A 1,543-nucleotide genomic window follows, 5' to 3' on the forward strand; every position below is an offset into this window, starting at 1 on the left:
ACATCGTTTTCCATAACACATCCTTACAGCTTATACGTGTCATCAACGACAACAACCGGTTCAAAGGTTTTACCCGACTTCATCGCTTTCTGGGTTTCTTTCTTCACGTCTTTGTCGATCCAATACGTGCCATCACCGATAATTCCGCCACTGAACAATGCTTCTGTCATTCGATTCATTGGTTTCTCTGGCAATTTCAACCAACGCCAGTGTCCATAACGAACGTAAGGCACCATGTAGCCAGTGACAATCACGTGCGCATCAATAATGTCTCGCTGAATCTCATGACCTAGTTGGATCTTCTTATCCATGTCCATGTTAAAGCGATACGCAATGATCTTTTCATCTAGCTCTGGAGTGCTGTAGTTAGTGAATGAGTTCGTTTGTGGTTTGTTCGCGTTCACGGAATGGAAGTATTCCCAATAAGTTGGGATTTCCGAAGTCCCCATATCAAAGAAAGCAAGTTCGTGTTTTTTCTCACGCACATACTTAAACATCGATGAACCATCAATCAGCTTCAGCTCAATGTCCAACCCTGCCAATTTTGCCTGTTCACGCAAGAAAGCAATACGCGGTGTATGAACTGGAGATGAGTACGTCAATTCAAAGCTCAAACGCTGACCTTTATCATTCACGCGAATACCATCGGAACCAATCTTATCGAAGCCCGCAGCTTCAAACGCTGCCGCCGCTTTTTCTGGTTCAAACTTTGGCGCTTTCACATCTGGTAACGTGTACTTACCATGCCCAAAGCCCGTTGGGTTGGGTTTACGACTGTAGTCTCCACGCATAACATTCTCGATCATGCCGTCGAAATCTGTCGCGTAAGTAATCCCTTTGCGAATGTTTAAGTCATCAAGTAGAGGCATGGCCGTGTTTATCCAAACGCCACCAGCACCAACTGGATATTGGTTGTAACCCCAGAACTTCTCAATGTAACCCTTTTGATAAGGGGCAGTATTGGATTTGTCATGCCATAGACTTGGCAAAACCAATCCAAATGCGTCCAACTTACCTTTTTCAAAGTGCTTCATCGCAATATCACTATCGCGGATAACCGTGATACGAATTTTGTCGACGTTATAGCGATTCTCGTAGTACTTATTGGTATAACCCCACCAGTCCTCACCTACGTGCTTAAAGGTAACGCTTTTACCTTTTTTGACGTCGGCTAAGTAATAAGCGCTGGTGGTTGGTTCACTTTTAAAGTTGTAGTAGCGCACAAAATCATCATGAATGCCGTCACCGTTCTCGTCTTTCTTCGGATTCGCATAGAAATGAGCAGGACGAGGACGTAGCGCCCCCATTCTCAACAACAACTCTTCTGGATTGAGCTCTTTCGCGGCCTTCACGGCGAAGGTGTGATCGTCAAATTTGATAACATCAGCAACCGTTTTGTTGTAATAGTCGTTGTACCAAGGCTCTAAAATGTCTTTCGAGCGGTAAAACTTAAGCATAAAAACAAAATCGTCTGCCGTGACTGGCTTGCCATCCGACCATTTAGCTTGTGGGTTTAGTTTGAAATAAACCGTTTTATTGTCAC

1 protein-coding gene is annotated in these 1,543 nt (G+C 44.3%); it reads right to left on the reverse strand.

What is annotated here, in order from left to right; genetic code table 11:
* Window positions 1-23: 23 nt before the first annotated feature.
* A partial coding sequence (locus R7O12_RS24480) for an extracellular solute-binding protein (RefSeq protein ID WP_318126632.1) occupies window positions 24-1,543 on the reverse strand: 1,520 nt, incomplete at its 5' end.

It is taken from the genome of Vibrio sp. Vb1574 (assembly GCF_033338675.1).